General features: G+C 41.6%; 12 protein-coding genes. 8 read left to right on the forward strand and 4 right to left on the reverse strand.

What is annotated here, in order from left to right; all coding sequences use genetic code 11:
* Window positions 1–153 precede the first annotated feature (153 nt).
* Both L1D31_RS15360 and L1D31_RS15365 read left to right on the forward strand, forming a co-directional pair.
* Window positions 154–1665 (forward strand): heparinase II/III family protein, encoded by a 1512-nt coding sequence (locus L1D31_RS15360; RefSeq protein ID WP_239837957.1) that lies wholly within the window; start codon window positions 154–156, stop codon window positions 1663–1665.
* 4 nt (window positions 1666–1669) lie between these two features.
* Window positions 1670–2896, forward strand: coding sequence for a glycosyltransferase family 4 protein (locus L1D31_RS15365; protein WP_239837958.1), 1227 nt, complete (start codon window positions 1670–1672; stop codon window positions 2894–2896).
* Between the two features lie 6 nt (window positions 2897–2902).
* Here L1D31_RS15365 and wecA read toward each other — a convergent pair whose 3' ends face one another.
* The 4 genes from wecA to murB all read right to left on the reverse strand — a co-directional run bounded on the left by wecA (window position 2903) and on the right by murB (window position 7495).
* Entirely contained in the window at window positions 2903–3979 is a 1077-nt protein-coding gene (wecA, locus tag L1D31_RS15370) for a UDP-N-acetylglucosamine--undecaprenyl-phosphate N-acetylglucosaminephosphotransferase (RefSeq protein WP_239837959.1), read from the reverse strand.
* 60 nt (window positions 3980–4039) lie between these two features.
* A complete protein-coding gene (gene pssA, locus L1D31_RS15375) occupies window positions 4040–5380 on the reverse strand; it encodes a CDP-diacylglycerol--serine O-phosphatidyltransferase (RefSeq protein ID WP_239837960.1) in 1341 nt (446 codons plus the stop codon).
* Between the two features lie 109 nt (window positions 5381–5489).
* Window positions 5490–6452, reverse strand: coding sequence for a bifunctional biotin--[acetyl-CoA-carboxylase] ligase/biotin operon repressor BirA (birA, locus tag L1D31_RS15380; protein ID WP_239837961.1), 963 nt, complete (start codon window positions 6450–6452; stop codon window positions 5490–5492).
* Window positions 6449–7495: a UDP-N-acetylmuramate dehydrogenase gene (murB, locus tag L1D31_RS15385; RefSeq protein WP_239838080.1), complete on the reverse strand. Its 1047-nt coding sequence runs from the start codon at window positions 7493–7495 to the stop codon at window positions 6449–6451. The genes birA and murB overlap by 4 nt, the downstream gene beginning before the upstream one ends.
* Before the next feature lie 59 nt (window positions 7496–7554).
* Here murB and L1D31_RS15390 point away from each other — a divergent pair, with 59 nt between their 5' ends.
* The 6 genes from L1D31_RS15390 to groL all read left to right on the forward strand — a co-directional run bounded on the left by L1D31_RS15390 (window position 7555) and on the right by groL (window position 12208).
* Window positions 7555–7998 carry a GNAT family N-acetyltransferase gene (locus L1D31_RS15390; RefSeq protein ID WP_239837962.1) on the forward strand — a complete coding sequence of 148 codons (444 nt, stop codon included), beginning with the start codon at window positions 7555–7557 and terminating at the stop codon, window positions 7996–7998.
* Between the two features lie 54 nt (window positions 7999–8052).
* Entirely contained in the window at window positions 8053–8676 is a 624-nt protein-coding gene (locus tag L1D31_RS15395) for a metalloregulator ArsR/SmtB family transcription factor (RefSeq protein WP_239837963.1), read from the forward strand.
* A 105-nt stretch (window positions 8677–8781) separates the two neighbouring features.
* Complete coding sequence (locus L1D31_RS15400) at window positions 8782–9114, forward strand: DUF3135 domain-containing protein (RefSeq protein WP_239837964.1); 333 nt, start codon at window positions 8782–8784, stop codon at window positions 9112–9114.
* Window positions 9115–9237: 123 nt separating this feature from the next.
* Window positions 9238–10002 carry a Wzz/FepE/Etk N-terminal domain-containing protein gene (locus tag L1D31_RS22675; protein WP_239837965.1) on the forward strand — a complete coding sequence of 255 codons (765 nt, stop codon included), beginning with the start codon at window positions 9238–9240 and terminating at the stop codon, window positions 10000–10002.
* A 193-nt stretch (window positions 10003–10195) separates the two neighbouring features.
* Window positions 10196–10486 carry a co-chaperone GroES gene (locus L1D31_RS15410; RefSeq protein WP_239837966.1) on the forward strand — a complete coding sequence of 97 codons (291 nt, stop codon included), beginning with the start codon at window positions 10196–10198 and terminating at the stop codon, window positions 10484–10486.
* A 75-nt stretch (window positions 10487–10561) separates the two neighbouring features.
* The gene (groL, locus tag L1D31_RS15415; RefSeq protein WP_239837967.1) at window positions 10562–12208 is read left to right on the forward strand and encodes a chaperonin GroEL; all 1647 of its coding nucleotides are present in this window, start codon (window positions 10562–10564) and stop codon (window positions 12206–12208) included.
* Window positions 12209–12297 lie beyond the last annotated feature (89 nt).

Genomic DNA, 12297 nt, shown 5'->3' on the forward strand with positions numbered 1-12297 from the left:
TTGGGGGCAATACGCTCCCCCTTTTTTGATATGAAAAAAATCTACTTACTTTTCCATACTATCAAGTATCTTAAGCTTATACAGTTGATAGATAGAATTCGACGACGATTCAAAAAAACAGATCTCAAACTCTCTTCGACGCCGTCTTTAAGATTGAACAAACAACCGTGGAAGGATAAAGAGCTAATACAAAGTTCATATATATCAGAGAATAAATATCGTTTCCTTAACTTAGAAGGTGATGTGGGGAGTTGGAATGACACCGATAAATCTAAGTTGTGGTTATACAACCTGCACTATTTTGATGATATAAATGCGATTGGTTCTTCAAATCGACGCGACATCTGTGTTTCTCTCATCAACTCTTGGATACAAGAAAACCCTCCCTTATTTGGCAATGGTTGGGAACCTTACCCATTGTCGTTAAGAATAGTGAACTGGATTAAGTTCTTTCACAAGCATGGGTATAACGTTGATAATAGTAGGCAAAGTTTGTATCTCCAAGCCCATGTGCTACGTCAGAACTTAGAATATCATTTATTGGGTAACCACTTATTTGCAAATGCTAAAGCTTTAGTATTTGCTGGCTGTTACTTTAAAGGTGAGCCAGCCGATGAATGGCTTAAAAAAGGTCTTGAAATCATTGATACTGAAGTCTCTGAACAGATTCTTCATGACGGGGGTAATTTTGAGCTAAGCCCCATGTATCACAACATTATTCTTGCTGATATGTTGGATCTCTATAACTTAGCCAATACTTATGATATTCAAGAGTTTGAAACAAGGAAAATTCAGTGGGCTTTAGTGATTAACAAAATGCTCGATTATTCAGAATCACTCCAACATCCGGATGGCGAAGTTTCCTTCTTTAACGACTCCGCAATCGGAATCGCAGCTACGTATCAATCATTGTCTCAATATGCTGCTGTATTAGGTATACCATATGTCATTAGTGACAAATCAAAGGTGGGCGACGCTATTACTTACAGACATTATCAAGATACAGGCTATATTGTGGCTCAGTCGGAAAACTATAAAGCTATATTAGATGTCGCTCGCATAGGGCCAGATTATATCCCGGGACACGCACACGCAGATACGCTAAGTTTCGAGTTGAGTATTTTTGGACAGCGTGTATTTGTGAACACAGGCACCGGAGAGTATGGCCTTAGTCAAGAACGCTTAAGGCAACGAAAAACAGCTGCCCACAATACTGTCGAAGTTGATGGTTTGGATTCTTCAGAAGTATGGAGCGGGTTTAGAGTTGCTAAAAGAGCATATCCGTCAGTAACTAGTATTGAAGAATCTTCTACTGGTCTTTGTATATCATGCTCTCATGACGGCTATATGCGATTAAAAGGGAAAGTTATCCATCATCGCGAGTGGTTATTTGAATCTAATCAAATTGACATTGTTGATTCTTTGTCGGGTACTTATAAGCAAGCTAATGCTTACCTCCATCTTCATCCCAACATACAAGCTTTTGTCGATGGCAAGATAGTTAAATTGGTTTTAGGTTGTGGGAAAGAAGTCATCATGGAAAGTAGCAGTCCGATAAAGGTAGAAAATGCTATATGGTGCCCTGAATTTGGAAAAATGGTTCCGACAATCAAGTTTTGCATTCCTGTTTTCAAATCTCGTTTGACCGTTTCGTTAAGGTTTTAAGATTATGCATTTACTATTTATGACTGATAACTTTCCTCCAGAGGGCAATGCTCCAGCGTCAAGAACTTATGAACATGCTATTCAATGGGTAAAATCAGGACATGACGTTACTGTGATTACCTGTGCCCCTAATTTCCCTGAAGGTAAGGTTTATCAAGGGTACAAAAATAAACTCTACGATGTCAGTAATATGAATGGTATTCGAGTAGTGAGAGTTAAAACTTATATATCCGCAAACGAAGGTTTTGTTAAAAGGATATTAGATTACCTCTCTTTTATGGTATCTGGTTTCTTAGCCGGCTTGCTACAGAAAAAAGTCGATTTAGTTATTGCTACATCCCCTCAATTTTTTTGTGCTTGTGGTGGATGGGCTTTATCTGCAATAAAAAGAACCCCATTTATATTTGAGTTAAGAGATATTTGGCCTGCATCGATCACTGCAGTTGGAGCAATGAAAGATAGTTATATAATACGAATGCTAGAAAAGCTAGAGTTGTTTCTATATCACAGAGCTGACTGTATTATTTCAGTAACACATTCTTTCAAAAAGGAGCTCGTAGCTCGAGGAGTGGATAAAGAGAAAATAAGCGTAGTCCTTAATGGAGTAGACTTATCTAGGTATAAAAAAGTCGAAAGCAAAGATTCTGAGCTAGCTCAGCAATACGGTTTAGAAGATAAATTTGTAGTCGGTTACGTAGGAACCCATGGCATGGCACATGGATTAGAGACTATTACGGATGTAGCGGAAATGTTTCAAGATAACGATGATATTCGATTCGTATTTGCTGGTGGTGGTGCTGCTAAAGAGAAAGTTATTGCTGTTGCCCAGAGCAAGAATCTGAGCAATGTTGTTTTTATTGATAGGCAGCCAAAGGAAATGATGCCCCAAGTATGGTCTCTGTGTGATGTTTCACTGGTTCCACTGATCAATAATCCTTTATTCGAAACTGTGATACCATCAAAAATATTTGAATGTATGGCGATGGGGCTTCCTGTCATCATGAGTGTACCAAAAGGAGAAGCGACAGAGATCGTCGAGAAGAACAATACGGGTATAGTAGTTGAGCCTGAGTGTAAGGAAGGAATCGCTAATGCTATAATAGAACTTTACAAAAACTCAGATAAGAAAGAGGAACTTAAACAATCTAGTATAAAATCCTCTAAAGTTTTCAATAGAGAAGTATTAGCTAATAAAATGCTTGATATCCTGGCTAAGCTAGCCAAAAATTAATTTTTATTAGTTATTGTGGTTTGATTTTCCTAATTTATTCTTGGCCCAAGTGGTTATTTTCCATATATTACTTAAGACTAAAAGATATATAAAGAAGCATATTATAAAACTGTATAGCATCACAAATTCAGGAACGCCCCTTATTTCGGCATAAATCCCAATAAATGCAAAGGCTGTGGCAATACATGAGATTGCAACGAGTGTTTGAGTGGAGCTAAAACCAAGCCTTTGAAAAATGTGATGCAAATGCTCTCTATCTGGTTTAAATGGTGAATCACCACGACGCATGCGACGAACCATAATTGCAGTCATGTCCAAGAGTGGTACAGCAATTAACCATAGTGCCGTTACAGGGCGCAAAGGAGGATTTGTGCCATTCTGGCTAGAGAGCAGCAAGAGCCAAATAACTGTAAAGCCTATGAGCATACTCCCCGCATCTCCCATGAATACCTTTCTCCTACGACCAAACAACCCTAAGTTCAATAGTATATAAGGAATAATAACAACAACTAAAACTAAGCATATATAGGCAAGATTGTATTGCCCGTCATGACTTAACATCAACCCCAAACCTCCAAATGTAACTATGGATAGGCCACCCAGTAATCCATCAATCCCATCTACCATATTAAAAGCATTAATTGCACCTACAACAGCTAGAATTGTAACTAAATATCCAAACCAGCCTAAAGTCACTATCTCACCAGTTCCAAAAATATCCCCTATAGTATTTAGTTCTATACCTCCGAGAATCATCATTGCTACTGATAGTGCTGCTTGTATTGCAAATCTTAGTTTGAAGCTAAGGTCGAACTTATCATCCAAAGCGCCCACCACTACAAGTATTATAATACAAGTGGAATAAAGAACTGTATTTGGTAAAATATTTGGATTATTGAATAAGAAGTAAAGTATAGAAATACAAATAGATATCCCACCGACTAGAGGTATTACACCATTATGCAGCTTTCTGGAGTTAGGTTTATCCACTAAACTAACTTTTTTAGCAACTTTACGCATAGTGAAAGTTGTTGCTAAAGAAAAGAAAAATAAGAAAGATAAATCTATGAGATGGATTAGCATTTTGAAGCCTAGTTGCTTTATAAAAGTAATAATTTTTGATACGGAAAAAGAAAGTATTGCCTACAAAATCCGTTTTAACACTCTGTCCGCTTTTAGTCGGATGATCTTACGTATTAGCTTCTGCACCGCCTCAGGGTAATCTTCCGCTTTTTCTAACTGTCTATAAGTACAAATTAGCTGAGTATGCTGAAGAATATTCTTCACTTCTTTCTCAAACTGAGGAGTGAGGTGGTGGAAGTGGTCTTGAATAAAGATCGCGTTTTCTAGATCTAGACTCCAGGCTCTTGGGTTTAGGTTGTTACCCGTAATTAGCATATAGCGCTTATCTACCCAAATGCCTTTTAAGTGGAAGCTATTCTCTTCGTGCTTCCATAAATGGATAGACAGTTTACGACTTGCGATATTGGCTTCATTGGATTTGGCAAATTGGCGCAAGTTACGCTCATAAAGGTAAGGTAAGCCACCAATCGTTTTAAATTCTTCCTCAGGCGAGATATAAAAATCATTGGCTGTTTTATCACCTACGACGATAGTCACCTTTACCCCACGTTTTAGGGCTTTTCTGACTTCTTTGGCAACACTGCGTGGGAAGTTAAAATAGGGCGTGCAGATGAAAATTTCATCTTTCGCTTTTGCTAGTAATTGATTGATGCCTTGATTAAGTTTATTACGCTTTTTCCCAACCCCAACGATTGGCGTGATCGCGACTTGTTCTTGAGAGACAGTCTGGGGCTCAAATTGATAGGTGGACTTCGCGAGAGAGGCACGTAGCTGGCGAATCTGTACTTTTATCTCTTTGGTATCAGGTTTGCTCGGACAGGCTAAATCATTCACTGCCGGATGTTCGATCATCTCTTTTTGCACAAAACTGCTCATGCTGTCTGCAAGTGCTTTATTGTTCATAACGTGATAGCGATCGAAACGATAGCGTTCTTTATAATTAAGATAGATGTTGTTAAGACTCGCGCCACTGTAGATGACTGAGTCATCTATAATGAAGCCTTTTAAGTGCAAGACGCCAAAGACTTCACGTCCTCGAACAGGTACGCCATAGATTGGAATTTTATGTTCGTATCTATCTGCAAAGTTTTTATACATGGAGGCATTGGTTTCCCCCGGCTCAGCACCAATCAAACCACGTTGAGCACGGTGCCAGTCAACACAGACGTTCACTTCTAGACCAGGGTTACGCTGCTTGGCTTCATAGAGCTCGGTTAAGACTTCTCTTCCCGCTTCATCATCTTCTAAGTAAAGAGCAACCAGGTAGATTCGTTTACTTGCCTGACGAATCGCTTCAATTAAGCGAATTCGAAAATCTTTAGCCGCATAAAGGGTTTCAAACTGAGCGGGATCTTGCGCCAAAGTAGGAAGTTGTTCGAATAAATTCCTATTAGTCATCATGTTGGATGGGTTACCTTTACTTAACGTGGACATGGATATTAGCAAAATGTGCTAGCAGTTCCTAGCGGCCAGATCTTGCTTCGACAATCGCAATGGTAAAGCCTGTGATTTACTTATTTGAGCGAAGACTGATCTCACCACCAATATAAGTTTCCAAACCATTTTTCGTTTCTAAAAGTACCGCGCCTTGTTCGTTAATACCTCTAGCGAGCCCAGTGATCTCTCTCGGTCCCATGAGCAGTTTAACAGGACGGTTGATGAAGTTATCCAGTCGGTTCCATCTTTCCACAAACCCGACCATTCCATACAGTTCATAATCAGTCAACGCTTTATGCAGTGTAGTTATCATGGAAATCGCGAGCTGGTTTCTATCAATATCCTGATTGTTTGCCACCTCAGAGAGACTAGACCAAGGTTGATTAATACCTTCCGTCGACTCTGACATCATCAAGTTGAGCCCCATACCTATGACAAGGTTGGCCGCTGCACCAGCCTGACCTGACATTTCGACCAGAATGCCCGCGAGCTTCTTATCTTGATAATAGAGGTCATTCGGCCATTTTAACTTAACACCTGTCAGTCCCATTTCTTCAAGAGCTTCGGCAATTGCCACGCCAACCACAAGGCTTAACCCCATCGCGGCTGCCATACCAGCATCTAAACGCCAAAACATCGATAGGTATAAGTTTGAGCCAAAAGGAGATACCCATTCTCGTCCTCGGCGACCTCTGCCTTTGGCTTGATACTCTGCAAGGCAAACTGCCCCTGACTCTAAGCTATCGATTCTATCGAGTAGATATTGGTTGGTTGAGTCGATAATGGGGATTAGCTCGACGTGGTTAGCTAGGCTATTTTGGAGTATTTCCTGATCGAGTAGCTGGATAGACTTAGCGAGTTGGTAGCCTTTTCCCTGCACGCGAAATACATCGACGCCCCAAGCTTGGATACCTTTGATGTGTTTACTGATCGCTGCTCGAGAGACACCAAACTTCTCTCCAAGTTCCTCTCCCGAGTGAAAGTCTCCTTGAGATAAAGCCTTCAAGATAGAGAGCTTGACGGAATGTTCTTTCATTGCTGATTCTCCAATATCTTCTCAAGATTAGTTTCTGCCTGAGAGCCGATAAATCTTACCTCGTGTTCTAGGGTTATCTGGTACCTTTCAAACACAGTTTGTCTAACTGTGGCAGCTAATTTGATAACGTCCTTTGCTGTTGCGTTGTCTTTATTCACCAACACCAAGGCTTGCTTAGGGTGAACTTGAGCCCCGCCGATTTGATGGCCTTTCAATTGGCATTGATCTATTAGCCAGCCAGCGGCTACTTTTACGCCACCTTGTGTTGGGTACGCGGCAATATTGGGGAACTGTTTACTCAAATTTTCGAACTGCTGGTTTGATATCACGGGGTTCTTAAAGAAGCTCCCTGCATTGCCTAGCTTGGTAGGGTCAGGCAGCTTTTCCGTTCGGATCTGGCAAACTCGTTCAAACACTAGTTGTGCGTTGAGGGGTTCGCTTTGCAGAGATTGAAGTGGGCCATATTCGATATTTGCTGACCACTGCTTGGGGAGCTTTAAGCCAATCGCTACAACCATGACTTTCTGAAACAGCTCATGTTTAAAAATGGAGTCTCGATAGCCAAATCGACACTCTTCAGTACTCAATCGCTTTGTATGGAAGGTTTCCAAACAAAGTACGTCGACGTACTCGCAAACATCTTTCAGTTCAACGCCGTAAGCGCCAATATTTTGAATTGGGGCGCTGCCAGCGCAACCAGGAATAAGGGCGAGGTTTTCTAATCCATAATAACCTTGCTCAACGCTCCATTTGACTAAGCTAGGCCAATCTTCACCGCCTGCAATGTGCAGGTGCCAATGAGTGTCGCTTTCAGTGATTGATTTACCGAGTAAATTATTCACGACTACAACGCCTTGATAGGGCTGAGTAAATAAAACATTGCTGCCTTTACCCAAAATTAGCTTGGGAAGATCCAACCATTCTCGTTTTTGATAGGCTTGTTGAATCTCTTCAACGTTTGCCACTTCAACTAGGTAAGAGCAGGTTTGAGAAATAGAGAAAGTATGGAAGCGACTAAGCTCTGCGTTAGCTAATATTTGCATCGGATTTATTGAGTAATCTAAACTGCGCACATTCTACCTCAAATAAAGGTTGGGTGATAATGAACGCCATGCAGATAGAACAGATTGATCCGCTAAAATTGCCTTTAGTCACGCGTTTGTATAAGCAGTTTTACCCATCCGGTAAGGCTAAAAAGGATGAGCTGACATTAGTAGGGTATCTTGAGGATCAAATTGTGTCGGTTGTGCGCTTGAAAACGATAGAAAATATCAGATTACTTACGGGTATGTTGGTTGTACCTGATAAACGTCAACTCGGTTTAGGTCATCAATTGATGCAATATTGCTCTGCTCATATCCTTGCCGATAGGGACTACTGTTTTGCTTACGAACACCTAGAAAGTTTCTACGCTCAGCATGGGTTTGCAACAATAGAACCTTCAGGCTTGCCCGGTCAACTAAAAGAGCGGTTTCATCGTTACAACCGAAATAAGAAATTAGTTCCAATGCAATTCTTGCCCAGTGATGTATTAGTATATCAATGAGTTGCGTTATTAAACCCGTGCGCAATAATGATTATTGTGATGAAAGGAAGTGATATGAAAAGCACGGAGAAAATTTTACAAGTCATCAAAACTCGCGGTGCCGTTACGGTTAAGGAGCTTGCGCAAGAACTTGGTATGACAACTATGGGAGTCAGGCAGCACCTACAAAAGCTTGAGAAGGATGGGTTGCTATCATATGAAGATCGCAAGGCAAAGATTGGGCGTCCCACACGCCATTGGTTACTGACGGCTTTGGGCCATAGGCAGTTTGCGGATCGTCATGGAGAGCTGACTATCCAAGTGATTGATGCGGTAGAGCATCTATTTGGTGCGGATGGGCTCAAAAAAGTTGCAGAGGAACGCGAGCGGAGCACCTTTCTAAGCTATCAAATGCAACTTAGCAAATTGTCTGGACTGGAACAGCGTTTGATTAAACTGGTGGAATTGAGACAACAAGAAGGTTATATGGCGGAGCTTGAAGAGTGTAATAATCGCTATCTATTGATCGAAAACCACTGTCCTATTTGTAACGCGGCGGTGCATTGTCCTGCTTTGTGTCAGTCTGAACTGAATGTGTTCCAGAAGCTTCTTGGAGACTTGTGTGTGGTTACTCGGACGGAGCACATCATCCAAGGACAACGTCGCTGTTGCTATGACATTACCCCTATTGAGCAATAGATGTTCTCACTTATGAGAATGTGGAACTGTACATTTCCCTTTTTCTGTCGTTAATCTAAACTCTTTTTATGATGATGATAAAACTATCACTATGTGGGAGGAATCATGAGTGCGGCACTAATCAATCAAACTTTACCATCTTTTGATGAGCTCATGGCTCTAGCTCAAAATAATCCAGAAGAGTTTAATCGTTTTAAAAAGAATATGTGCAAGGAGATGATCAATTCTGCCTCTGAGGAAATGCAAGGGAGATTGTGGGCCCAGCAAAGTCATATAGATAGGGTAGTTGGGCACTGTAAAAACCCGAATCACACCAATGTCGTGCTGATGCGAGAATTAGTCAGTCAAATGGGTAAGTTCCATGAGGCTCTTGAAGGTGATGTTCTAGATAAGGAGTATAAGGATATTGATCTTATCGTTTTAGATGAGTGGCGCTAACACCTTGTGGTTAAGTCAAACTAGTTGTCTATGTTCACAGTGTGGCCTCTATGTTACACTTTCAAGCTTAATAGAATTTCTGAAATAGTTGTTAAGGCTTTATGGCCTTAATAAGGATTAAGTGTGAGCGGGCAAATTCAACAATCACCTCAAGAACAGCAATACTCACCTCAAATACCCTCTGCGTTTCAAAGCAATGATGAGATTGACCTAAGAAAATTATTCAAAGCTCTTTGGGATGGCAAATTCATTATTATTGCCACAACAGTTTTGTTTACAGTTTGTGCTACTTTTTGGGCTCTTAAACAACCAAATGTTTATCGGTCTCAGGCCACCTTTGTATTGGAAGAAGTATTTTATGGTGTATCGAGTGTATCCGAGCCAAATATCCCCCTTCAGTTCTTGAGTAGTGGTGAACTTAAAAATATGATTTCCTCTGAGATAGATGGGGATACGACTGTACTTAATGGTGTTAGTGTATCGTATAATAGTCGAGGGAAAGAAATATCAATCTCTAAAACATCTATAGACCCTAAAGCTGCGTTTGATGGAGTATCAACATTTTCTCTTGCATTTAATCGAGTATTGAAGAAGAGGGAATTAGAAAAGGTACGAGTGTCTACTGAGGCCCTCGAACGCCAAAAGAACATCTATTCTCTTAAAACTAAAGAATATTTGGACGAACTTTTAGCGCAACAGCTTTTCAAGGCAGCTATATTAGAGAGGCCTAACTCGAAGTTAGTGATTCAGATAAGTGAAGCGGTTAAGCCTAAATCACATATCAAACCCAAACGTGCTCTTATAGCAATCCTAGGTACCTTACTTGGTAGTATGTTGGGTGTTGCTATCGTGCTGATACGCTTTGCCTTCCGCCGAGAGCAAGATTAAATAGAGACCGACTTCTAGCCGGATGACCTCCTAGTCATCCGGTTTTTTCATTCTCAATAGCATCTAAGACCTAGATCACACAAAAATTCTTTCCTCCCCCTTGGGTTTCTCTTATCCGTCCTCATATAGACATCATTAGGCTGTTATGGCCATTCATCATGTAAATATGGAAACTAATCAGGAGAGACGACCGATGAACATTCGTCCATTACACGACCGAGTTATCGTAGAACGCCAAGAAGTTGAGTCTAAATCAGCGGGTGGTATCGTTCTGACTGGTTCTGCTGCAGAGAAATCAACTCGCGGCGTAGTTCTGGCTGTGGGTAAAGGCCGCATTCTAGAAAATGGCTCTGTGATGCCACTGGACGTTAAAGTTGGCGACACTGTTATCTTCGCTGAAGGTTACGGTACTAAAACGGAAAAAATCGACGGTAAAGAAGTGCTAGTGATGTCTGAAAACGACATTATGGCTATCGTTGAGTAATAGCAATCATTGAGTAATTTTTTGCTCAGGTTCAACGACAAATCAAAACGAAGAATTTAGAAAAGGAAACTAAAGATGGCTGCTAAAGACGTTAAATTTGGTAATGACGCACGTATTAAAATGCTAGAAGGTGTCAATGTTCTAGCGGACGCAGTAAAAGTAACACTAGGTCCTAAGGGTCGTAACGTAGTTCTAGACAAATCTTTCGGTGCACCAACGATTACTAAAGATGGTGTATCTGTTGCGCGTGAAATCGAACTTGAAGACAAGTTCCAAAATATGGGCGCGCAAATGGTTAAAGAAGTCGCTTCGCAAGCAAATGACGCTGCAGGTGATGGTACAACAACGGCAACCGTGCTTGCTCAGGCTATTGTTAACGAAGGCCTAAAAGCGGTTGCTGCTGGCATGAACCCGATGGATCTTAAGCGCGGTATAGACAAAGCGGTAGTTGCTGCAGTTGAAGAGCTAAAAGCGCTATCGGTTCCATGTGCGGATACTAAAGCGATTGCTCAGGTTGGTACTATTTCTGCTAACTCCGATGCAAGCGTTGGTAACATCATTGCGGAAGCGATGGAAAAAGTGGGTCGTGATGGCGTTATCACGGTTGAAGAAGGTCAGGCTTTGCAAGACGAGCTAGACGTAGTGGAAGGTATGCAGTTCGATCGCGGTTATCTGTCACCATACTTCATCAATAACCAAGAAGCAGGTAGTGTTGATCTAGAAAACCCATTCATTCTTCTGATCGACAAGAAAGTTTCAAACATCCGCGAACTTCTTCCTACTCTAGAAGCAGTAGCGAAAGCCTCTCGCCCACTTCTAATTATCGCTGAAGATGTTGAAGGTGAAGCACTAGCCACGCTAGTTGTGAACAACATGCGTGGCATCGTAAAAGTAGCGGCTGTTAAAGCGCCTGGCTTCGGTGACCGCCGCAAAGCAATGCTACAAGACATCGCTATCTTAACGGGTGGTACAGTAATTTCTGAAGAAGTGGGTCTGGAGCTAGAAAAAGTAGTTTTAGAAGACCTAGGTCAAGCAAAGCGTGTTGCTATCACTAAAGAAAACACAACTATCATCGATGGCATTGGCGAAGAAGCAATGATCTCTGGTCGTGTTGCTCAAATCCGTCAGCAAATCGAAGAAGCGACTTCAGATTACGACAAAGAGAAGCTACAGGAGCGTGTTGCTAAGCTAGCTGGTGGTGTTGCAGTCATCAAAGTTGGTGCTGCGACTGAAGTTGAAATGAAAGAGAAGAAAGATCGCGTAGAAGATGCTCTACACGCGACTCGCGCTGCAGTTGAAGAAGGCGTAGTAGCTGGCGGTGGTGTAGCACTAATCCGCGCAGCTTCTAAGATTACTGAACTTCAAGGTGATAACGAAGAGCAAAACGTTGGTATCCGCGTTGCTCTACGTGCAATGGAAGCACCAATCCGTCAAATCACTATGAACGCAGGCGATGAAGAATCAGTGGTTGCCAATAACGTGAAGGGTGGCGAAGGCTCTTACGGCTACAACGCAGCAACGGGTGAGTACGGCGATATGCTTGAGATGGGCATTCTAGACCCAACCAAAGTCACTCGTTCTGCACTTCAGTTCGCGGCATCAGTGGCTGGCCTAATGATCACAACAGAAGCGATGGTTACGGACCTACCTCAGAAAGATGCATCTGCAATGCCTGATATGGGTGGCATGGGCGGTATGGGTGGCATGGGCGGTATGATGTAATCCTATACACGTTCGCTTATAAAAACGGAGACTTTTCTGTCTCCGTTTTTATTTTAAAGTAAAACAGTTTACATACCGATGTTAAAAGT

The organism is Vibrio sp. Isolate23 (genome assembly GCF_022398095.1).
In the GTDB taxonomy this organism is placed as follows: Bacteria; Pseudomonadota; Gammaproteobacteria; order Enterobacterales; family Vibrionaceae; genus Vibrio; species Vibrio coralliilyticus_A.

Coding starts and splice junctions, on each gene's coding strand:
- L1D31_RS15365 (WP_239837958.1), top strand. CDS start 1,670: ATGCATTTACTATTTATGACTGATAACTTTCCTCCAGAGGGCAATGCT.
- wecA (WP_239837959.1), bottom strand. CDS start 3,979: ATGCTAATCCATCTCATAGATTTATCTTTCTTATTTTTCTTTTCTTTA.
- pssA (WP_239837960.1), bottom strand. CDS start 5,380: ATGATGACTAATAGGAATTTATTCGAACAACTTCCTACTTTGGCGCAA.
- birA (WP_239837961.1), bottom strand. CDS start 6,452: ATGAAAGAACATTCCGTCAAGCTCTCTATCTTGAAGGCTTTATCTCAA.
- murB (WP_239838080.1), bottom strand. CDS start 7,495: ATGCAAATATTAGCTAACGCAGAGCTTAGTCGCTTCCATACTTTCTCT.
- L1D31_RS15390 (WP_239837962.1), top strand. CDS start 7,555: ATGAACGCCATGCAGATAGAACAGATTGATCCGCTAAAATTGCCTTTA.
- L1D31_RS15395 (WP_239837963.1), top strand. CDS start 8,053: ATGAAAAGCACGGAGAAAATTTTACAAGTCATCAAAACTCGCGGTGCC.
- L1D31_RS15400 (WP_239837964.1), top strand. CDS start 8,782: ATGAGTGCGGCACTAATCAATCAAACTTTACCATCTTTTGATGAGCTC.
- L1D31_RS15410 (WP_239837966.1), top strand. CDS start 10,196: ATGAACATTCGTCCATTACACGACCGAGTTATCGTAGAACGCCAAGAA.
- groL (WP_239837967.1), top strand. CDS start 10,562: ATGGCTGCTAAAGACGTTAAATTTGGTAATGACGCACGTATTAAAATG.